The organism is Telluria sp. ZT3P39 (genome assembly GCF_059685935.1).
This window is the reverse complement of the sequence record NZ_JCASIH010000007.1, coordinates 95,206-117,128: the sequence shown is the minus strand read 5'-3', so window position 1 is coordinate 117,128 and position 21,923 is coordinate 95,206. Positions and strand designations below refer to the sequence as shown.

Here is a 21,923-nt window from a genome sequence, read left to right as displayed (position 1 = left end):
CCGTGTATATGCACGGTAGCCGACTCGGTGCGGGCCGTAGGTGGGATCAGTCCGGTGTCCTCGTAGCAGCCCGGGTGTCCATCGCGCAAGTAAGGTGCCGGTAGCCCGCAGACATGAACTGTTCAGGATACTGGCGCGAGCACAAACCGCAATTGTACCGTGATGTCGTCGTCCGTCCGGTGCACTTCGAAGCCCAACTTGCACACCAGCGAGAGCAAAGGACGATTTTCCGCCAAGGTCTCGCCGACGATTTCATAGGTTCCCCGCTCGCGGCAGTAGGCGATCAGCTTGTTCATCAGTATCCGGCCAAGGCCGCGTCCCTTCAGGTCGGAGCGCACGATAACGGCAAACTCTGCTTTCACATTGTCGGGATCTGTGACGACGCGCGCCACCCCCAGCGTTTCCGGCGTCCCCTCCGGCGTGAGCTGGGTGATGATGAATGCCATCTCACGGTCATAGTCAATCTGTGTAAAGCGGGCAAGTTGCGACGGCTGCAACTCGCGCATTCCTATGAACATGCGATAACGTACATCCTCCGGCGTGAGCGCATTGAAAAACGCGACGTGGGCAGCGCCGTCTTCCGGCCGTATCGGCCGCAGTGTCACGACCGCCCCGCCCCATGCGATTTGCTCTTCCAGTTCCTGGGGATAAGGGCGAATGGCGAAGCGAAGCATGGGGTCTGCGCCCTGGCCGAAGGCGGCAACGCGCATGCGTGCATCGAGCGCAATGACCCCTGCGCCGTCGGCCAGCAGAGGATTGATGTCGAGCTCGGTAATCTCGGGGATATCGGTGACCAGCTGTGCCACTCGAATCATGGCGCGGCAGATCGCATCGATATCGGCGGGAGGGCGGTTGCGATAGCCAGCCAGCAGTTTCGACACACGGGTACGGGAGACCATTTCGCGCGCCAGCACCCTATTCAGGGGCGGCAAACCGATAGCGTGGTCGTCCATGATTTCCACGGCGATGCCGCCCTGCCCAAACAGGATCACCGGACCAAACACCGGATCCGTCGTGACGCCCACGATCAGCTCGTGCGCTTGAGGGCGCCGCGCCATGGCCTGGACTGAAAATCCCTGCAGGCGTGCCCCCGGCTGGAAGTTTGAGAGCCGCGCATGCATGGCATGCGCCGCTGTGCGCACCGCGGCCGGGGTCTCCAGGTCGAGCACAACCCCGCCGACATCCGATTTGTGATTAATGTCCGGAGACAGGATCTTGATCGCCACCGGGAAGCCGATTTCCTGTGCGCCCAGCACTGCCTCGTCCACGGTGAGCGCAATCCGGGTTTCCACCACCGGGATGCCGTATGCTGCCAGCACTTGCTTGGCCTCCGGCTCTGACAGCATCTGGCGCCCGGCTGCAATTGCACTGCGCGCCACCCCCTGCGCCCTCGCCCGGTCGACGGGGGCGTCGTCCGGGGCCGAAGACGGCGCCTCCATTAATAAACGCTGATTGCGCCCGAAATGGACGATCTGCAGGAAAGCATGAACCGCATCCTCCGGCGTATCGAAAGTAGGAATGCCGGCATCGGAAAATATGCGGCGCGCCTGCGCCACGCCGTCACCGCCCAGCCAGCAGGTGAGAATATTGCGCGACGCCGCGCGCGCAAGTGGGACCAGCGCAGTGGCAATCTCGACACTGGAGACGATGGCCGTGGGCGCGTGGATGAAGAGGATTGCATCCGAGCCCGTGTCCTGGAGCAGGACCTCGAGCGCACCGGCGTAACGGCTCGCCGGCGCATCGCCGATGATATCGACCGGACTGGCATGTGACCACGTGGCGGGCAGCAGCTCGTCGAGCCGGGCTAGCGTGACGGGCGACAAGCTTGCCAGGCTGCCGCCACTGCAAACGAGCTCATCGGTCGCCATGACGCCGGGTCCGCCGCCGTTGGTCAGGATGGCCAGACGTTCGCCGTGCAGCGGATGCGCACGCGCCAGGGTTTCCACTGCGCCGAACAGGTCTTCGGTGGAAAAGACGCGCAACATGCCCGCACGCGCGATCGCTGCACCGTAGACATCGTCGGCACCGGCCAGCGCGCCGGTATGCGAGGCGGCGGCCCTGGCCCCCTCCGGCGCACGGCCTGACTTTAGGATGAGCGTCGGTTTGCTACGGGCCGCCGCGCGCGCAGCCGACATGAACTTGCGCGCGTGCTTCAAGTCTTCCATATACATCAGGATGGCGTCGGTGGCGGGGTCGCTAGCGAGGTGATCGACGACGTCGCCGAAATCGACATCGGCACTGTCGCCCAGCGATATGAATTTGGAAAAGCCGATGCCGCGCGACCGGGCCCAGTCCAGCACACCGGTCACCAGCGCGCCGGACTGCGACACGAACGCGATCCGGCCCGGCAGCGCACCGGTGTGCGCGAAGCTCGCATTGAGGCCAATCCCGGGCACGAGCAGGCCGACGCAGTTCGGCCCAAGCAGGCGCAGCAGGTAGGGTTTGGCTGCATCGAGGGCGGCCTGCTGCAAGGTCCGCCCTGAAGCATCGCGCAGAGCGCCAAGGCCGGCAGTGAGGATGATCGCGGCGCGCGTTCCGGCCGCACCGAGTTCGGCAATAATCCCAGGCACCGTGGCCGGGGGGGTGCAGATGATCGCCAGGTCGGGCGCTTCGTCCAGCATGGCGACGCTGGGGTAGGTCCTGCGGCCGGCCAGCGCATCGTGCCTGGGGTTGACGGGGTAAATCGCGCCTTGGAAACCGCCTTCGACCAGGTTGCGCAACACGGTCGCACCCACGCTGTGGGGCTTATCGGATGCACCGATGACCGCTACCGAACGCGGGGAAAACAAGTATTCGAGATTCCGTACGCTCATGGCAGCCTTTGATAGAAGGTAGGTATGTTGGCCGAGCGGAGGCTTACATCGTGATTGCGACTTTCAAGACGCCGTCGCGCTGGTTCGCAAACAAGTCGTAAGCCTCTTCGATCTGATCGAGCTTGAAGCGATGGGTCACCATCGGCTCCAGGTCGACCCGCCCTGAGGCCACGACATTCATAAGCCGGCGCATGCGCTCCTTGCCCCCCGGGCAAAGCGTGGTGACGATACGATGGTCGCCCAGGCCGGCGGCGAATGCGTCGAGAGGCAAGGACAGCTTTCCCGAATAGACGCCAAGGCTCGACAGCGTGCCGCCGGGTTTTAGCGCCCGCAGGCAGCTCTCGAACGTTTGCTGGGTACCTAGCGCCTCTATGGCGACATCCACGCCCCGCCCGCCCGTCAAGCGCATGATCTCGGTCAGCGGGTCGACCTTGGTATAGTCGATTACGACATCAGCACCAAGCCGTTTCGATACCTCCAGGCGTGCTTCGATCCCATCAACCGCAATGATTAGGCTGGCGCCCCTGAGTTTGGCGCCGGCAGTTGCACACAGACCAATCGGCCCCTGCGCGAAGACGACAACGGTATCGCCGATGCGGATGCCACCGCTCTCTGCTCCCCCAAACCCGGTACTCATGATATCCGGGCACATCAACACCTGTTCGTCAGTGAGCCCGTCCGGGATGCTTTCGAGGTTTGCCATCGCATGGGGTACAAGCAGGTATTCCGCTTGCGATCCGTCGATCGTGTTGCCGAAGCGCCAGCCCCCCGCCGCCTTGCCTCCGCATTGCGCTTGATGGCCATCGAGACAGGGGCTGCACTGCCCACACGGCGTAATGGCACCGACTACCACCCGCTGTCCGATGTCGTAGCCCGTGACGCCTGCACCAAGCGCCGCGATCACGCCGACAGGCTCATGACCGATGGTCAGGCCTTCCTGGACAGGGTAATCGCCCTTGAGGATGTGGATATCGGTTCCACAAATCGTGGTGGTCGTGATTTTTACGACAGCTTCTCCTGGCCCGGCAGTCGGAACAGGCTTTTGTGCCAGCTGTATTTTTCCTGGCTTGAGAAAGACCGCTGCTTTCATGGTACGCATGGCATTCCTTGTAAATTTTCGCGGACGGCAGGGCGGCGGCTCGGGGGGGGGGGCGGCAAGCGGTCGGGAGAAGACACAGCGTGGGCTGCGATTGCTCTGGCACGGTCAAGCTGGCCAATCGCTTTACGTTGCGAAGGCGAGCCGGGAAGATAGGCGCGAGTTGCTACGCGGATGCGGCAATCCTAAACGGCTTGTGCAAACAGTTGACACTATGCGCCTTTTTATCAGGAGCACAGAGGAAATTAGCAAAATACTTAAAATCAATGCCTTGGCGAAATGATAGTGTCCGCAAATGCCGCCCGCATCGTTGAACTCCCGGCGGTGCTAGAAAACAAGACAAAAGGCCCGACCATAAGCAAGTCGGAATGCTGTTCCAATCGTAGCTCAGCCATTTGCCCATGCCGCTCAGAAAAACATGCCTTTGAGCGCATTCGTGCATGGTACTCAGACCGATACCTGTAATCTAGGACTATGGGGCCCTCCCACACGCTGCTTTTCGGCCCCCGCCTTCGGATCGGGCGTTGGTCCGAACGCTGGAGTGTACGAATCGAAAGTGCATATATCTCACGTTCTTATCGTCACCGACGACGACCAGGCTCAGGTGTTGGTCGCCACGCTTGCAGAGGCCTCAGGTGGACCGTTCGTTACGGAATGCGAAACCGTGCTCTCAGCGGCACTGGACCGTATCGCCAAAGGAGGTGTCGATATCATCCTGGCCAAACTTGATTTACCTGATACCAGTGGTATCGTGCTGTTCGATCAGTTGTTCGCGCGGGCAAGTCATGTACCGATCATGACGCTGGCCGAGCGCGACGGAGGGACTCTCGCCCGGGAAGCAGTACAGCGGGGTGCTCAAGGGTACCTGTCCAGGGGCATTATTCGAGTTCCTTGGTTCCGCAGGCACTGCGCACTTTCATCGAGCGCAAAGCCGTCGAGGAAGATCTGAACAGGGCGACCAGCTTGGGCTCGAAGCTCGACAAGCGGTCGCGCGGGATGTCCAGATCGAGTTCCCCGCCTGACGTCAGCACCTTCTTCGGGCTCGTGCCATTTCGATGGTTTCTGCCGCGCTCGCCTTCGCTGGCAAGGTGATGGGTCAACTAGGCAGACAGCATGCGCTCGGCCAGCATCATCTTCAACTGTCCGGCCAGGCCGGATTCGCCATGGATCGATTCAGCGTCCTTGTTCTAGCTCGACTGGGAATGGATACGCTGCTTTCTGCTTTCTGCTTCTTCGGCTTCTTGGTGGTCATTTCGTCGGTGATGGAACAATCCTTTCGGCATTATTTCATGACCCCGTTCCACACAGAAAATCTGACAGGCGCCAAGCCTGGAACCCGCCCCCCGGGCGATATGTACTTGAGCGTTAGGGCTGCGCAGGCAAGCTCGTGGATCGCTGCCACGACCGCGTATTAGGCTCGGTAGCGATGGCACTCAGCCAGACCTGGAACACCCGCACTCAGCGAGGCGCTGCCCGGCTCACTAGCTTGCGCAGCTCGCTGGACCACAGGACGATACTGGCCATCGCCGCGCACGCCAGCCACTGATCGAAGTCCAGCGGAACCGTGCCGAACGCAGTGTTGAGAAACCCAAGGTGGACCACACAGATCTGCAGGACAAATGACAAGGCAACCGCTCCCCACAACCACCGGTTCGCAAACAGATGGCGGAAGGCACTTTCGGTGTGCGATCGAGCGTTAAAGCAGTTATATAACTGTGCGAATACAAGCACTGTAAAGCCAGCGGTACGGGCACTATCGATATCCCGCGTCCCTTCGATCAGCCCGCCGGGCAGATATATATCTATCGTCAAAAGCGTGACAAGCGCCATGACAAGGCCCGTCTGGAGCACGCTTATCCACATGATCGCGTCAACCACCCTATCGCTCAGCAGCCGGGGTTTGCGTGCCATGACGTCATCGGTCTGCGGGTCGACGCCCATGGCCAGAGCAGGGCCTGCATCGGTTAACAGATTAATCCACAGGATCTGGGTTGCCAGCAGGGGAAGTGCTACCGTTCCCCCTGCGTCAGCAAGGCCGATAACCCCACCAAACACCAAGCCCAGAAAAACCGTCAAGACCTCACCCATGTTCGAAGACAGCAGGTAACGGAGGAATTTCCTGATGTTGTCGAAAATCCCCCGTCCTTCGCGTACTGCGTGGACGATGGTCGCAAAATTGTCATCGGCCAGGATCATCTTTGCGGCTTCCTTGGTGACCTCTGTGCCGGTCACGCCCATTGCGATCCCAATGTCCGCCGACTTCAGCGCCGGGGCGTCGTTGACTCCGTCGCCGGTCATCGCCACCACATTGCCATTAGCCTGGAGTGCATCGACGATCCGCAACTTGTGTTGCGGCGCTACCCGCGCGTAAACAGATATATCGCGTACCGCCTCGGCGAAACTAACATCGTCTAGCTTGTCGATATCGAGACCCGTCAGCACCGGAGCGCCGGCTTCGACGATGCCGAGATCAGCGGCAATCCGGCCAGCCGTGCGCGGATGGTCGCCAGTAATCATCACGGTTCGGATGCCGGCTCGACGAGCCTCCCGAATGGCCTGGCCTGCTTCTTCGCGGGCCGGATCGATGATGCCGGCCGTACCGACGAAGATAAGCTCCTGCTCGAGAAGTTCGTCGGAAGCGCTGTCTTCGCCTGATACGAGTGGCCTGTAAGCCACTGCCAGCGTGCGCAGCGCGGCATCGGAAAGCGTATCGACGTCGGCCAGAATGCGCTTGCGCAAATCGTCGTCAAGTTGAACCACGTCAGCGCCGATCCTCATCCTGGTGCACCGATGCAGCAGTACATCGGGGGCACCCTTGGTCACTACAACGAGCTCATCATTATGTTCATGGTCCACTTCGAGGCTGGACATCATTTTTCGCTCGGATGAGAACGGGATTTCTCTGATACGCGAAAAGCGGCATTGACGCCGCCCGGCAACACCCAGCTTTCGCTCGGCGACGAGGAACGCGGCTTCGGTCGGGTCGCCCTGTATTTCCCATTTCCCCTGCCCCGTCTCTTGTAGCTGCGCGTTGCTTGCAAGACTTCCGCCGCTGAGAAGAACGATATTTTCCGCCAACAGTGGTCCAATGCCCAGAGCCACTCCCTCGTCCTCCACTTTGCCTTCTGGAGCGTAGCCGACACCGGTGACGTAAGTGGTGCCCGAAGCCGTTATGATGCGCTCGATGGTCATCTCGGAGCGTGTCAGGGTGCCGGTCTTGTCAGAAGCGATGACGGTTGCGGACCCCAGCGTTTCTACAGATGACAGCTTTTTGACTATGGCGTTATGGGCTGCCATCCGCCGCACCCCCATCGCCAGTACGACAGACAAGGTTGCCGGAAGCCCTTCCGGAACCGCTGCGACAGCAAGGGAGACGCCTATTAACAAAGCATTAACAACGTCGCTGCTCGTTCTGATATCGGACAGCAACAGAATGGTCCCGACCACAATCAGGGCGATTACGACAACCGCCATGCCGAGCATACGACCGATCCGAGCGATCTCTTTCTGCAAGGGTGTGAGCTCTTCCTTCGTGGCGTCAAGCATTCCGGCGATCGAGCCCATTTGTGTTGCCATGCCGGTCGCGGTGACGATAGCGCGACCGGTTCCCTGGACGACTGCCGTGCCTTTGAAGACCATATTCACCTGGTCCGCAATCGAAACCGGGCCGGGTAGTGTCGACTGGTCTTTGAGCACGGCTTCGCTTTCGCCGGTGAGCGATGCTTCCTGGACTCGCAAGGACGCAGTGCCAACGAGGCGCGCATCGGCGCCTACTGCATCTCCCTCCCCCAGCAAGAGCAGGTCGCCGCGCACGAGTTGGGCACTGGGTACGCGAATCACCTTTCCCTCTCGAATTACCGAAGACGAAACGGCGGTCATCCGCCCCAGCGCCGCAACCGCATTCTCGGCCTTCGCTTCCTGTACATAACCTAGGATGCCGTTTAGGAGCACGATGACCCCGATGACACCCGCGTCGATGGGCCACCCTACCGCACCTTCAATGAGCCAGGCTGACAGTGAAATTGCCACTGCGGCTAGCAACAGGTAGACCAGCGGATCCTGGAAATGCGACATGAACCGTCGCCAGAGCGGCTGGCGTGGTGCGGCGCGCAACTCGTTGGGCCCCTCCTCCGCCAGTCGACGTTTAACCGCGTCTGATGTCAGGCCGTTTTTAAGATCAGTGTTGAGTGCATTGACAACGTCATCGATCTCTTGAAGAGAAAAATCTTCGATTGTGTTTGGAATATGCATCTCTCGTCCAGATAGGCGCTTCGTGGGCTGGAACATCAAACTGAACCGCCCCGGCTTTCGTGGAGGCCGGTTAGTGTGAGTCAGACCGGGACGGCTTGACTGCTCAGTTGCTTGTAATAGTTTGCCTCAGCTTCGGCTGGCGGTATATAGCCGAGCGGTTCCAGGAGGCGGTGGTGGTTGAACCAGGAAACCCATTCCAAGGTGGCCAGCTCGACGGCCTCACGCGTTTTCCAAGGAGCGCGGCGGTAGATCAGCTCAGCTTTGTAGAGCCCGTTGATGGTTTCGGCCAGGGCATTGTCGTAGCTGTCGCCCTTACTGCCCACAGACGGCTCGATGCCAGCTTCCGCCAGGCGCTCACTGTACTTTATCGATACGTATTGCGAGCCCTGTCGCTATGGTGGACCAGCTCGTTTCGTTCCGGCTGACGTGAGTACAGCGCCTGTTCCAAGGCATCGAGCACGAAGTCGGTCCGGATCGAGCTGCTCACGCGCCAGCCGGCGATTGTCCTGGAGAAGACGTCGATGACGAAGGCCGCGTGCACGAAACCCTGCCAGGTCGATACATAGGTGAAATCGCTGACCCATAGCTGGTTCGGTCGTTGGCCGTGAACTGGCGGTTAACGCGTTCCAGCGGGCATGGTGCCTTCGCATCGGCTACCGTCGTGCGCACGACCTTGACTTGCATGACGCCACGCAGGCCGGCCTTGCGCATCAAACGCTCCACCGTGCAGCGGGCAACGTCAATTCCCTCACGTCGCAGTTGGCGCCACACCTTGTCGGCTCCATAGGCCTGCAGGTTCGCCTGCCAGACCCGCTCGATGTCGACGCTCAGAACGTCGTCGCGCTGGACACGGGCACAGCGCAATGCCGGATTACGCTGCTGCGCCGCGTGGCGCCAGTAGCCCGACGGTGCGACCTGCATCACCTTGCAGATCGGCTCGACACCGTAGGCACGGCGGTACCGGTCGATAAAAGCCCTTACGGCTTGAAGTGGCGGCCGAGCTCCGCCTGGGCGAAAAACGCACTCGCCAGGCGCAGGATCTCGTTCGCCTTGCGCAGCTCGCGCACCTCTCACTCGAACGCCTTGACGCGCTCCTCTTCGGCAGTGGTCGGTCCTGGACGCTGGTCGGTATCGCGCTCCTGCTGGCGTACCCAGCGACGCAACGTCTCCGGCGTGCCGCCGATCTTGGCCGCGATCGACGTGATTGCTGCCCACTGCGACTCGTACTGGCTGCCGGCCTCGCTGACCATGCGTACGGCGCGCTCGATGACTTCTGGGGAATACTTGGGTTGCTTTTTCATAGCTCCATTTTCTCAAAGAATGGAGCCTCTACAAAACCCAGGGCGATTCAAAACTGTGCAAGTGTTTGGAACCGGCACGGCGGTTCACCAAAGGAAGGGCGAAGGTTGGGCGATCGTTCACGTGCACTGGTCTTCCAGGAAAGCGAAGTAATCGCGCTTAGCAGTGCGCTCACATCTCGAGATACTAGGGGCGATTTAGGCACCCGGTAGTCCTCGCTAGTCTACAAATTTCTATCGTCCTTGAGCCGCAATTCTCCGGTGTTCGGCCGCTAGCGCGCGCGCCTCTTGTGCAGCCGCCAGAAATTGATCACGCATACGGTTGCAATGGGCGCTCATCCCTCCCATTGCCTTTCGGACCAGCGTAGGCGTTTGCCATTCGACTGTGCCAGGAAGCCTCGGCGTCATAGCTCACAGCCTTCTGAGTAAAGAAAGCGGCGATTCTCTCGTGGTCAGCCGACGTTGACGCACTTGCAATGGCTTCCGGAATTTCATTGCTAGTCGGGGCAACAGTTGTGCAAGCGACGAGGCTTATAAGCGAAAACGCTGCAAAAATTAATCGAATTCCCATAATAGTTTCCCTTTAGGTTTGTCTCATGGAACGTAACTCCTACCGTCAGGTTGCCGAGTGCAGATAAGCGCCGCCATCCTAAACCGCTTCACGCGGTTGGGCACCTACGACCATTGTCACGCCGCAATTCCGTCTTGGGTTGAGGACATCACGTGCTCAGCTGATGTGCGCAACAAAGTCCAATCGCGCAATGCAGAGCGGACGCACCAAACCAGTCCGATCCACGCAGAGCCAATGCTGCTGGATTTCGGTGGTCGGATAAATTCCGTGTTCAAAAGACGAAACTGGAGTCAAACGACAATTGCACCGACCCCTAAAAACTGATCAGCCTTTGTGATCTCCGTGCAATATTGGCTCAAGCCGCGACAGTTCATTGCCGATCATAATGATCCGCTGACCATCTTTGGTCTCCATAACCTGCCCTTTTTTCATACTAATTACTCTCCCGTGCTTATCCTCCATTGCCATCTTGCCATCTTTAAAAATGTAGACGGTCGAGCCATCCTTAAGTTCGAACGATTTTTCGACTTTGCTAGTATCGACTGCATGAGCTGACAAGGCGATGATAGCACTGGCCACAATCACTACGCATTTCTTGATCATTTTTACCTCCGGTCAACTTAAAGTTAAATAACCCTAGAGCATACGAGAAACTGCACCCTAATAATACGCCGTTTTGGATCTGATGTTGGCTAATTCCGTAATTCAGTTCACGCATCCTCGTCATTTCGTTCGCGGTCATCGTTGTAGCTACAGTCTTACACTCGACCTCACAACCACTACCTTCATGAGAACTGTCTTTTATAGCGAATAATAATGTAAATGCGGTCCGCGGTAGGACTCGTTTTCCTTTTCGCAGCATAGTATCTGCCGTCCCTATCTTCGGAGGCACATCAGACCGCTATTTACCTGACTTGACCAAGTCCTGATCAGCTCACGGTACGCCTCGCCAACTGGCCTGATCTTGCGCTCGAGGTCGAACAGCCCATAACGATTCACGTTGCCGTTATTGGTGGTCAATAAGCTATCCCAATCGACCTGGTCTATCAAGCTATACCAGGTAAATCCAACGATTGGAACGCCATCATTTTTCAGCCTGACAACGTTGGACCACTGCTGTTCGAGCCAGATACGCGCGTCTTTCTCGCCTCGTCCGGCCTCGCGATTGTTCGTTTCTGTGTGCATCACTGGTAGCCGATAGCGGTCATAATACTGTTTGGTTATGACATAATATCCAAACATTTCGCAACCAAACGTGCTTCCGTCCGGGTAAACGATATGCTCATTGGTGGCATAGTAGTCGTTGCCCATGATGCATACCGATTTTACATTTCGGTCGAGAAAGAAATGATATTCGGCGCGCGACATGCCATTATCCAGCAGGTACTCATACATGGTTGCACACACGTTGTAACCATAATTCAAGTCGAGTGCTAGGAATCGCAACTCATTCAAGTGTGCGGCGGTTTTCATCGCCGCCGGTTCGGCTGCATGGAAATACTCGGACGATTCGGATTGAATGAACTTGCCGTACGGTTGGACATTCTGGATCGCTTCAGTCGCTAAAATATTCGCTTTAACCAAATGCTTTGTGGCGGTAACAAAAGACGCGTCTGACCGCAGACATTCGTTCCACAAGCCGAGACGCGCGGAAAAGTTGGCGGCGACATACATTTCGTTGACCGGCGTATACAACGTCACCCAAGGGAAGCGTCGGGCGAATGCCTCTGCATACTCGGCAAATAATACAGGGAAGTCAGGGTTTTGAAAGCTACCTAACCAATCGGGCACACCGAAATGACAAAGGTCGACAATGGGAGTAATACCCAAACGCTTCAGCTCAAGGAAAACCTGATCGGCAAACTCCCAATCATACCGCCCGGGACCAAGGTGGGTGCAGTAATAAGGCGGGCCATAACGCAGGACCCGGATACCAAGTTCAACCACCAGGCCAAGATCTTGCCTCCACAGGGCGTAGTGGCCAGTTTTCTCCATCTCATCCACGCGCTGGCGGCCGCCGTCCGGCGACCCGATGACGGGGTAGCTGTTTTCGATACCAGTGGCAAAAAGAAACGGTTGCACTCTGTGCCTCGCTTCTGAAAAAACTCGCTTCTCACGCAAACGCGCGCCTTCAACTAGCATATGCCCGAATGCGACCAGGTGGCGCGCAGGATCCACGATCGACTCTTATCCGGGACGGCGACAACTGCTGGTCAACGGGTTTCTATTGCTTACCCACAGCAATTGGCGCTCATAGGCCCGCGCTGCTCTCGGTCTTTTTCCCAAGAGCTGGCAGGAAAGCTGGGGTACGCTCGCAGTAACGCCGATATGCTTCTCCGTACTCCGTCAGCGCCCACTGTTCTTCGGCGCGTGCGAGTCGCACATATACCAGCACCAGTATCGGAAACATCAACAACGTAACCAGCGTTGGCCATTGCAGCAGGAACCCGAACATGATGATCACGAAGGCTGCGTACTGCGGATGTCGAACCCGGGCATAAGGGCCACTTTTTGCCAGAACGCGCCTGCGCTGAGCGTCGTGTAAAACGCTCCATGAACTCGACAGCAGGAAGAAACCGGCAAGGATCATGATATTGCTAGCGACATGGAACGGTCCAAAGTGTGGGTCCACGTCCCATCCGAACATAGTCTCCAGCAAATGGCCTGCATCGTGGGAGAGGAAATCAATGCCGGGAAAACGCTCGGATAGCCAAGGCAGCAATAGATAGATTGTCAATGGAAATCCGTACATTTCAGTGAAAAGCGCCACCAGGAAAGCGGAAAACGCGCCCAGTGAACGCCAGTCGCGCCGGCTTCGCGGCTTTGCAAAACTGAAAGCGAAAATGATGAAAACCAGCGAGTTAATGATCACCAGGGTCCAAAGGCCATATGCGGGTGCGGTGTCAAACTGTTCCACAAAGTGGCTCCTGAAAAGCTATTTTTTAACCGTGGTGTCTTGCTGTGATGTCATCGCCGCCCAGCGCGCGGTCTATTTCTGGTAGTGGCTATTCGGCATGGTCCTTGCTGTCGCGATGGTGTCGATTTCCACCGTGATGGAACACATGCATCAGCGGGCATGCAGCCAACAACAGGTACGGCAGGGCGCTGATCAGGTGGGCTCTGTGCTGGGTAAGCAAGAAGTACAGCGCGATCATCGCGAATACAAAAAACGCCAGTCTTTCGGCCGTGCGACTACGGCGTCTGTCACAATCGTCTATCGGTCGGTCCATTTACTTCTCCATGCGTGTTGTCGTCAACGTTTCTGTTGCGTTTGTCCAAGAAAAGTCTTTGTTACCGAGTAAGGATCAACCGCATGGCGACGGGATCACCAATTCGTGGTGAGTAGCGTCATGTGATTTTCTCCAGGGCTGCTCTAAAAATACAGCTCGAAAAGCGAGTTCAGGGCCGACTGAAATGCCAGACGCTTTACAGGCCAAGGCGAACATCAGTTTCCGGCGAATATTTAAACCTGCCGCCACAAGGAACAAGACAGTACCGAGTTGCGATCCAGTTTCTTAAGGAGAGATTCGTCGTTGGCTTACATATGGGGCATTGCATTCATCGCCTTATCGCGCTGCATCATTTGATCCATCATCATTTGCATCATATTCATCCGCGTTTCTGTCATTTCCTGGCGTTTCTGCATATCCTTGTCTTTCATATTCCCCATAGACGCGCGACCTGACTGAGCTTTCCCTCTCATTGACGAACCCTGCATGTTCTGCATTGCGCTCATGCTTTTTTGCATGGTCTCCATATGCTCCTCTAGGAGTTTTCGGCGTAATTTCGGGTCTGTTGTTGCCATGATTTTGTCCATCTGACGCTGCATTTTTTCCATTTCTGCCTGAACTGGTAACTCAGGCGTGGTCGTGTCCGTCCCAGGCTTCATCGCCATCGGCATTTCTTGAGCTGGCTTCCCCATATTCATTTTCATTCCAGAGTCTTTCGACATTTGATGTTCCTGCGCCAAAGGCCGCTGAGCAAACAAAACAGTGGCAACGGCTAACGTGCACATAAGGGCGGTTTTCATGTTGCACCTCTACAAACGTTGATCGGAAATTAAGGAAAAAACCATATTTCGTCATTCATTTGGTATCCTACCTCCTACCTTTTACGTCCGTGCGGCATCGCACATTGGGCTAAAAATATTTATTAGTGATTGTCGTTAAAATTTTTTGTATCAAGAGCAAACTCGAAGCTCCAATTGCCGTCGACCAATTGATAATTCTCAACCGCCATCAGTTAAAAAATTTTTTACTGGAACTAGCCGATGTTACACACGTCTGGCGACCGTTATCCACTCTTCAGATGCGGATGCCATACCTGAAGCTACAAGCAGCGTCGTTAGCAATACGCAATTTATTCAGAAATGAGGGAGAGGAAAAATTTGCAATTGATAAAATCAAACAATGTATTTCAGAAACCGGTAAGCCAATGCATCTCCTATAGGTGAACTAGCCCGTTTCCCGATGCTCCATCGACGCAACTGTTTTTTGGCAAGTTACAATACGGGCTTAGCGCATCCCCAACCAAAACATAGAAAACTCTACCACTTTCATGACGAGAACGAGCGTAGACTTGCCTCACGATGACCAGGGAATGCTTAAATTGATAGTGTCGTCCGGGAATTAACTTCTTGGAATTGAAAGGCAAACGCGTGATAGTCCTGGGCGATTTCGTTCATCGATTGAGACGCATACTCCAGATTGGGCGCATGCGCCTGTGTGGAATTGTCTTTTTGTCCGGGTGGATGTTCACGTGTAGCAGCACGTACGCCTTGGCTCAGTCAAGCGGGGCGGAGCATGACGCCCATCATCCAACCCCGAAAGCGCCTGGTGCGGCTGCGCCCGCTGCTACCTTAAAGGTGCCGCCTAGTCTGGTGGGCATACCCGCAAAACCTGAAGTGCCCGCTCCAAAGTCAACGGCAATCATGCCTTCTGACATGGGGGCGATGGAAGGAATGATGGGTGGCGAGGGAGGCGGCTGCTGCGGCGGACAAGCTCGCAACGAGCTTTACCCTTTTTTGATGAGCCTGCCGGATCCTACGCCGGAGCAGCGCGCAGAAGTGCGGCGTCTCTCCGAGGAGCGTATCGAAGAAGGAACTTCCCTTCTGATAACGGCGCAAAGGCGCCTTGCCACCGCGATCGATAGGGGCGACCACGCGGTGGCAACGAGCGCGATGCAGCAGATGCGGGTTGGACTCGGCCATGTTGCCAGCGGGGTGGCCGCAAACAGGCTGCTCAAGGACGGAACACCACCTCAAAACGCCGCTTTGCGATGGTTCAAAAATGAGATGGGCGTATCCCGACTTGATTCAAACGAAGCTCTACGCGCAGCTCATGGCATTTCGCCACTGCATCTCCTCACAATGGCGCTCCTAATCGCATTTTCGTTAGCGATGGTCGTCATGTATTTTTTTAAGATGCGACGCACAGCAGCGCTCTTCAGCAGGATCGAGGCTACGGGAGGAGCTTCGCCGGTCGGGGCATCGCCGCCCCTTACCGGGACTCCTGGCCCATCGCCGCCAGCGGCACCTCCGGTGTCTGGAGTGCCTCCAAAACCCGGGCTCGATCCGGCGGGGACGAGTGCGGACGCGCAGCCACTCCCCGGTCACACGCCCCGTCCCCTGGTCAAAGCTCTCGCCGAGAATCGAGTGGCGCCGCCCGATTCCGGTGATGAAAACCGTTCGAAAGTAGCTAATGATCCGCGTTCTGCCCCATCCCCGAGAGAGAAGTGGCGGGGGCAGCTTCGTATTGGCGCCGTTATCGAGGAAACGCCAAGCGTCAAGACGCTTCGACTTTGTCCAGCGCTGGCCGATTACGCTATGCCCTTCACGTTTCAACCGGGCCAATTCCTTAACGTGGCGTTCTCGATCGGAGGAGCAAGAATGAATCGTTCCTACTCCATTTCGTCATCTCCAACCCAGCGCGCTTATGTTGACCTGACCGTGAAACGCGAGCCCCGCGGCGCCGTTTCACGTCACATTGTTGATCTGCTAAGAGTTGGCGACCAGTTCGAAGCAAGCGGACCCGTTGGGCGCTTCACTTTCAACGGAACTGAAGCGGACAGCATAGTGCTGATCTCTGGCGGCGTAGGAATTACTCCGATGATGAGTATCGCGCGCTATCTAACGGACCAGTTATGGCCGCATGACATCTACTTCATATATGCATGCCGGGCTCCGGTTGACTTCATCTTTGCGAAAGAGCTTGGCACGCTACAAACTATCAATCCGAAGCTTCACGTAACCGTCATCATGGAACGCCCTGAAGGGACGGACTGGCGCGGGCGAACCGGACGACTTACCAAGGACTTGCTCGTACAGACAGTTCCCGATCTTGTTTCGCGAAGGATTCATCTTTGTGGTCCCCCCGCGATGATGAGCGCGGTTAAAGCGATTCTCACGGAGCTGATGGTTCCCGGTGAACAAGTAAAGACCGAGGACTTTGGTACTGCCGCGCCATCCCCCTTGGCCGGAACGACAGTCAAAACTACCAGCCCGGCAACCGGCCCGCTAGTCACATTTTCCACCAGCAATAAGTCGGCAAAAATTCATACCGACCAGACCGTTCTGGAACTGTCGGAAGAGCTTGGCATTGGGATTGAATTCGCTTGCCGGGTCGGCACCTGCGGTATCTGCAAGGTAAAGATGATCTCAGGTGAAGTCGAGATGGCGGTCGAGGATGGGCTGGATTCTGATGAGAAGGCCAGCGGCCTTATCCTTGCGTGCCAGGCCAGGGCGCGAGTCCCTGTTACGGTCGAGGCATGAACCATGAAGAACAATCAGCGTGAAATCATTATCGTCAGTGGCGTGCTGATTACCTTGCTCCTGGCTTGGCTTGGCTTTTTCCTTCATCGTTCCCCGCGATTCCCGGGCAGTGGACTCGGTGCAGTCTTTGGAATATCCGGGGCGGTATTGATGCTCGCTCCACTCGGATATCCAATAGCAAAACGTGTGCGCGCCCTGAACACTCGCATTGTGGATCACGTGTCGATGAAGGCGCTGCTCACCATGCACGTCTATGCAGGCATCGTCGGCCCTTTGCTTGCGATCGTCCACACCGGGCACAAGTTTGACAGTTGGCTGGGAATTGTGCTGACGGCGGCCATGCTGCTCGTTGTAATCAGTGGCTTTGTTGTGCGTTATCTACTCACCTTTGTTTCTCATGAAATCAAGGACAAACTGGCGCTGCTGCAGACCGCCCGCGGCGATCTGGACAACGCTTGGGGCGCACTTGGACGCATTCCGGATCAACGGGAAACTGTACCGAGCTCAGATGTCCTGGCCGCAGGCTTAGCATCGCTGGGGTTTGTTGGTGAGCGTGGCGCTCGGCTGGGGGACGTCACTCGAATCGCAGAATCGGTTGCTGACCTTGAGTATTCCGTCCGTATGCACGAGTTTATCAAACCGTGGTTCAGCCGGTGTCTCACGCTACACATTACGGTCTCGGTGTTTTTCTATATCTTCCTCGCCCTTCATATCGGCGCTGGCGTGCAGTATGGGCTAAGGTGGGTTTCCTGATATGCCCAGACCAAAACTCATCTTTGCAACAGTCCTGTCTGTCCTGGTCATGATCGGGATCGGGATCGGCATTTACGGGACCATGGGGGAAGCAAAGCTTCTCAGTTTTTGGCAGCAAGCCGTCTCCCCTGGCAAACTTTCGCAGTCACATTTGTTTCTAGCTAATAGCTGCTCCGCTTGCCATACACCTGTCAAAGGTGTCGAGCCGGCGCTGTGCATATCTTGTCACGGAGATAATACCGAGCTTCTACAACGCCAACCCACAGCGTTTCATGCCAACATTCAGGTTTGTAGTGGTTGTCACCTTGAACATCAAGGCATGGCGAGAATGCCGACAACAATGGACCACGCGCTGCTTTCCAAAACTGCGCATCGCGAATTACGTGTTTCACTCAGCGGCGGGCCTGCTGATTCTCGCCTGAGTGCGAAGGACATTGAGACGGTCGTGAACATGTTGGACCGTTTGCCTGCTTCGCGGCCTCCTGCTCCGGATGCCCCCGGAGCAAGCGCCCAGCCGAACGGCTGCGCAAGTACTGGCGACTGTACTCCCGCAACAGGCGCAAACCGGCCAACCAGTGGAAGTGCGTTACCGGGTAAGCATCCACACTCCGGCCCGACCGAGTCGATGCTCAATTGCGTAAGCTGCCACGCGACCAAGGACCGGCACCAGGGCCTGCTAGGGCCCAACTGCATGCAGTGTCACGCTACAGATCAGTGGAAGGTCGTCGATTTCCGCCATCCGTCAGTACGGTCAACAGAATGCGCGCAATGTCATCGCCCCCCTCCGAGCCACAACATGATGCACTTCTCAATGATGTCCGCGCCCATGGCGCGCCAACCGAACGCAAAAGTGCATCAATGCTACCTCTGCCACCAATCGACCTCGTGGAACGATATTAAGGGGCTGGGGCGGCTCGACCATCACTAATGTTAGCTAACAAGAAATAAGGATCGAGGAAAAAAGACGTGTAGCAGGACGGCCATGCAGCGCCTTCTGGATTTCGGAAGGCCATGCCATCAGTGATTCCCCACCCAACGTCGAAAGGACCATCATGATCAGCCGTGTATCGCATGAGGAGCGTCAAATGCATTCAGAGCCGCGGGAACATCGCCGTCGACTTCTACAAATGAGCTTGGCGCTCGCCGCGAGCTCGACAGCATCCGCAGCCATGGGGCAAGCATCCACCTCCCGTTCCGGAGTAATGCCGTCAATGAAGGAGGCCATTCAATCGTGTCTCGATTGCCACAGCATGTGTCTTCGGATGGCAACGGGCTACTGCCTGGACCGAGGCGGCCGACACGTGGCGAAGGCGCATCTTCGACTGCTGCTCAACTGCGCCGAGCTATGCCAAACGTCGGCCAATTTTATGCTGAGCGATTCGCCATTGCATGGCAGGGTTTGCTTGATTTGTGCCGAAGCGTGCGAGGCGTGCGCCAAGAGCTGTGAGCAAGTGGGCGACATGCGCGACTGTGTCGAGCAATGCCAGCGCTGTGCAAAGAGCTGCAGGACGATGACATGAGCACGCGCCGACGTTTTCTACAAGCCACGGCGGCCGCGGCGGGTACCGCACTTGGCGCCACGGCTGCCGGGCGGGCATGGGCGCCGCCGGGCGTGTCAGTCAATGCACCGGCCCCGTCGGAGGCCGGCCCTGTCAGCCGACTCGTGATCGCTCGGAGCAAGCTCAACATCAACGGAAAAATCGCCACGCCAACCCTGGTCAATGGTTTGCTGCCTGGCCCGGTCTTGAGGTTCCGCGAGGGAGAAAGCGTAACAATTCACGTGACGAACCAGTTGCAGGAAACAAGCTCGATCCATTGGCACGGGCTGATCGTCCCGCCGGATATGGATGGTGTACCCGGCGTAAGTTTTAATGGCATTCGGCCCGGCGAGACGTTCACCTATCGATACCGGCTGCGTCAGAGCGGCACGTACTGGTATCACAGCCATTCGGGCAATCAGGAGCAGGCTGGGCTGTATGGCCCTTTGATCATCGACCCCGTCGTGCCGGATCCATATGCTTACGACCGTGAATTCGTCGTCATGCTGTCGGACTGGACTTTCGAGGATCCAGCCCGCGTCCTGGCCAAGATGAAAAAGGTAGGCTCGTATTACAACTTTAACCGACGCACCCTTGGCGACGCTTTCCGAGACGCGTCACGCGACGGCTGGCGGGCGATGTTCGCTGACCGCCTGGAATGGAGCAAAATGCGGATGGATCCGACCGATATCGCGGACGTAACGGGTTTTACATATACCTACTTGCTCAATGGCCGATCAACCAACCAGAACTGGACCGGGCTCTTCGAACCGGGCGAACGCATCCGACTTCGCTTCATCAACGCAGGGGCAATGACGCACTTCGATGTGCGCATCCCGGGCCTGGACATGACACTTGTACAGGCTGACGGCCAGAACGTCGAACCAGTGACGGTCGACGAGTTCCGGATTGCTCCAGCCGAAACCTATGACATGATTGTCCAACCGCGTACCGAAGAGGCGTACACCATCTTTGCCGAAGCGATGGATCGCAGCGGTTACGCAGCCGGCACGCTCGCGCGCAGCTCAGGGTTGCGTGCGCCGATTCCGGAGCGCCGCCTACGCCCGCTCCGGACCATGGCCGACATGGGAATGTCGGGCGAGGCGATGGGGGGAATGTCCATGGCCACCGCCGCGGCCACGCCGAGCGCTGCAATGGCTGGTGCGCCCACGCCATCAGGTCCCGGAAACGCAATGGCCGGCATGGAAATGCCATCCGCGCCCCAGCCTGGAAAGTCCGGCATAACGATGCCAGCGGGCCCCAAACCGGCAACGTCAGGTACACCGTCGCCCTCCGGTATCACGCATACGACACATGGCGGAGCAGCGCAGCAGAATGCCATGTCAGCACAGGTCGCAATCTCGCAGTCGAAACCTCATGGTCCGGATCGCCACGGGCCGGGTAATTCGACGATCGCAGAGATGCCCGCCAGCCGGCTTGGCGAACCTGGAACCGGACTCGGGGACGCTGGTCGCAGGGTTCTCGTGTATGGAGACTTACGGCGCTTGTCGGCGCCCGAGCCAGAAGGTGTACCTGAACGGCAGATCGAGCTGCATATCACTGGGAACATGGATCGGCAAATCTGGGGGTTCGACGGTAAGAAATACTCCGAGGCCAGGGAACCCATCCCCTTCGACTACGGCGAGCGTCTACGCGTGACTTTCGTCAACGACACGATGATGGACCATCCGATGCACCTGCATGGCATGTGGATGATGCTGGCGAACGGCGCGGGCGCGAAGGGGCCCCTGAAGCACACCATCAATGTGAAAGCCAGCGAGCGGCTGTCGTTCGATGTCGAGCCCGACGAGGTAGGCAAGTGGGCCTTCCATTGCCACCTGCTCTTTCACATGGAGCTTGGCATGTTCCGTGTCGTGTCCGTGGTCGATCGCTCAGGACGGAGGCCGGGATGAAACATGTAGCCAATGTCCAATACACCCTCACTCGTTGCGCCATCGCACTTGCGTGCACGATGCCAGGCGCCTTCGCCGAAGCCCAGGAAACGGAACCTGTTGAGGACAGTCCAGTTCGCAGCTTCGTTCTGATTGACCAGCTCGAACGCACCGCCGCCCGCGAAGGGGGCGCGAGCCGGGATGGACTTCGCGTGAATTCAACAGCGTGGATTGGTGGCGACTACAATCGTCTCTGGATCTACACCGAAGCGAACAAACCCGACAATGGCAAGCCCGAAGATGTAGACATTCAGTTTCTCTACGGTCGATTAGTGGCTCCCTTCTGGGACCTTCAAGCGGGCCTGCGGTATGTCAAGCCAGGGCCGGGCATCCCCTCGCGCAAGTACGCGGTGGTCGGAGTGCAGGGACTCGCGCCCTATCGGTTAGGGGTCCAGGCGGCGGCCTTCCTGAGCGAACATGCTGAGGTTTCCGGGCGGGCTGAAATCGAGTATGACCTTCTGCTAACCCAGCGCTGGGTGCTGCAGCCGCGCTTCGCGACTAATTTCGCGCTTCAGGAAGTGAAGGAACAGGGCGTCGGGCGGGGTGTGAACGACATCGAGCTCGGCTTTCGATTACGCTATGAGGTAAAGCGCGAGTTGGCGCCATACGTGGGACTGACGTGGCAAAAACGTTACGGCAGAGCGGCCCGGTTTGCGCAGGATCGCGGGGAAGACGTCGCCCGATGGAGCGTTCTCGCGGGACTTCGCGTGTGGTTCTAGATCGCGTGTGCTGCAGCGGCGGGACAGGAAGGCTGCAGTCAGCGTGCTCTCTTGCGCCCGTCTCTCAGCTCAGTTAGGCGAGATCCATTGCTACGTAGGATTTGTTTTGATTATGTCCGGCTTTCTATTGCAATGGCCAACGCGCATTACGCTTGCAATGTTC

Annotated in this window: 14 protein-coding genes, 2 pseudogenes and 1 other annotated feature; of the genes and pseudogenes, 6 read left to right on the top strand and 10 right to left on the bottom strand. The window is 57.5% G+C overall.

Annotated elements, in window-relative coordinates; all coding sequences use genetic code 11:
* Positions 1–122: 122 nt before the first annotated feature.
* Together AC56LR_RS09695 and AC56LR_RS09690 are read right to left on the bottom strand one after the other, a co-directional pair.
* Complete coding sequence (locus tag AC56LR_RS09695) at positions 123–2,813, bottom strand: bifunctional acetate--CoA ligase family protein/GNAT family N-acetyltransferase (protein WP_497129843.1); 2,691 nt, start codon at positions 2,811–2,813, stop codon at positions 123–125.
* Positions 2,814–2,856: 43 nt separating this feature from the next.
* On the bottom strand, positions 2,857–3,912 hold the full coding sequence (locus AC56LR_RS09690; protein ID WP_497129841.1) for an NAD(P)-dependent alcohol dehydrogenase: 1,056 nt from the start codon (positions 3,910–3,912) through the stop codon (positions 2,857–2,859).
* A 415-nt stretch (positions 3,913–4,327) separates the two neighbouring features.
* Here AC56LR_RS09690 and AC56LR_RS09685 point away from each other — a divergent pair, with 415 nt between their 5' ends.
* Positions 4,328–4,858 carry a response regulator gene (locus AC56LR_RS09685; RefSeq protein ID WP_497129840.1) on the top strand — a complete coding sequence of 177 codons (531 nt, stop codon included), beginning with the start codon at positions 4,328–4,330 and terminating at the stop codon, positions 4,856–4,858.
* Here the strand turns inward: AC56LR_RS09685 and AC56LR_RS09680 are convergent.
* The 8 genes and pseudogenes from AC56LR_RS09680 to AC56LR_RS09645 form a co-directional block, all read right to left on the bottom strand.
* Positions 4,854–5,093: pseudogene (locus AC56LR_RS09680) on the bottom strand (transposase); the annotation flags it as partial. The gene AC56LR_RS09685 and the pseudogene AC56LR_RS09680 sit on opposite strands and share 5 nt — an antisense overlap.
* A gap of 274 nt (positions 5,094–5,367) precedes the next feature.
* Positions 5,368–8,160, bottom strand: a complete 2,793-nt coding sequence (locus AC56LR_RS09675) for a cation-translocating P-type ATPase (protein WP_497129838.1) — start codon at positions 8,158–8,160, stop codon at positions 5,368–5,370.
* 80 nt (positions 8,161–8,240) lie between these two features.
* Positions 8,241–9,461 (bottom strand): annotated as a pseudogene (locus AC56LR_RS09670) (IS3 family transposase).
* Positions 9,067–9,183, bottom strand: a sequence feature (AL1L pseudoknot). (Overlaps the previous pseudogene by 117 nt.)
* Positions 9,462–10,353: 892 nt before the next feature.
* Entirely contained in the window at positions 10,354–10,632 is a 279-nt protein-coding gene (copK, locus tag AC56LR_RS09665; RefSeq protein ID WP_497129836.1) for a periplasmic Cu(I)/Cu(II)-binding protein CopK, read from the bottom strand.
* A 273-nt stretch (positions 10,633–10,905) separates the two neighbouring features.
* The gene (locus AC56LR_RS09660; protein ID WP_497129835.1) at positions 10,906–12,207 is read right to left on the bottom strand and encodes a family 1 glycosylhydrolase; all 1,302 of its coding nucleotides are present in this window, start codon (positions 12,205–12,207) and stop codon (positions 10,906–10,908) included.
* A 73-nt stretch (positions 12,208–12,280) separates the two neighbouring features.
* Complete coding sequence (locus tag AC56LR_RS09655) at positions 12,281–12,946, bottom strand: methyltransferase family protein (protein WP_497129833.1); 666 nt, start codon at positions 12,944–12,946, stop codon at positions 12,281–12,283.
* A gap of 88 nt (positions 12,947–13,034) precedes the next feature.
* Positions 13,035–13,259, bottom strand: coding sequence for a DUF2933 domain-containing protein (locus AC56LR_RS09650; RefSeq protein ID WP_497129831.1), 225 nt, complete (start codon positions 13,257–13,259; stop codon positions 13,035–13,037).
* A 308-nt stretch (positions 13,260–13,567) separates the two neighbouring features.
* Positions 13,568–14,059 (bottom strand): hypothetical protein, encoded by a 492-nt coding sequence (locus AC56LR_RS09645; protein WP_497129829.1) that lies wholly within the window; start codon positions 14,057–14,059, stop codon positions 13,568–13,570.
* 900 nt (positions 14,060–14,959) lie between these two features.
* Between AC56LR_RS09645 and AC56LR_RS09640 the strand changes: the two genes are divergently transcribed.
* From AC56LR_RS09640 to AC56LR_RS09620, 5 genes are all read left to right on the top strand, one after another.
* A complete protein-coding gene (locus AC56LR_RS09640; protein ID WP_497129827.1) occupies positions 14,960–16,798 on the top strand; it encodes a 2Fe-2S iron-sulfur cluster-binding protein in 1,839 nt (612 codons plus the stop codon).
* A gap of 3 nt (positions 16,799–16,801) precedes the next feature.
* On the top strand, positions 16,802–17,551 hold the full coding sequence (locus AC56LR_RS09635; protein WP_497129825.1) for a hypothetical protein: 750 nt from the start codon (positions 16,802–16,804) through the stop codon (positions 17,549–17,551).
* 1,052 nt (positions 17,552–18,603) lie between these two features.
* The gene (locus tag AC56LR_RS09630; RefSeq protein WP_497129824.1) at positions 18,604–19,071 is read left to right on the top strand and encodes a four-helix bundle copper-binding protein; all 468 of its coding nucleotides are present in this window, start codon (positions 18,604–18,606) and stop codon (positions 19,069–19,071) included.
* On the top strand, positions 19,068–21,002 hold the full coding sequence (locus AC56LR_RS09625; RefSeq protein WP_497129822.1) for a copper resistance system multicopper oxidase: 1,935 nt from the start codon (positions 19,068–19,070) through the stop codon (positions 21,000–21,002). The genes AC56LR_RS09630 and AC56LR_RS09625 overlap by 4 nt, the downstream gene beginning before the upstream one ends.
* Positions 20,999–21,760, top strand: coding sequence for a copper resistance protein B (locus AC56LR_RS09620; RefSeq protein WP_497129821.1), 762 nt, complete (start codon positions 20,999–21,001; stop codon positions 21,758–21,760). Before AC56LR_RS09625 ends, AC56LR_RS09620 begins: the two co-directional genes overlap by 4 nt.
* Positions 21,761–21,923 lie beyond the last annotated feature (163 nt).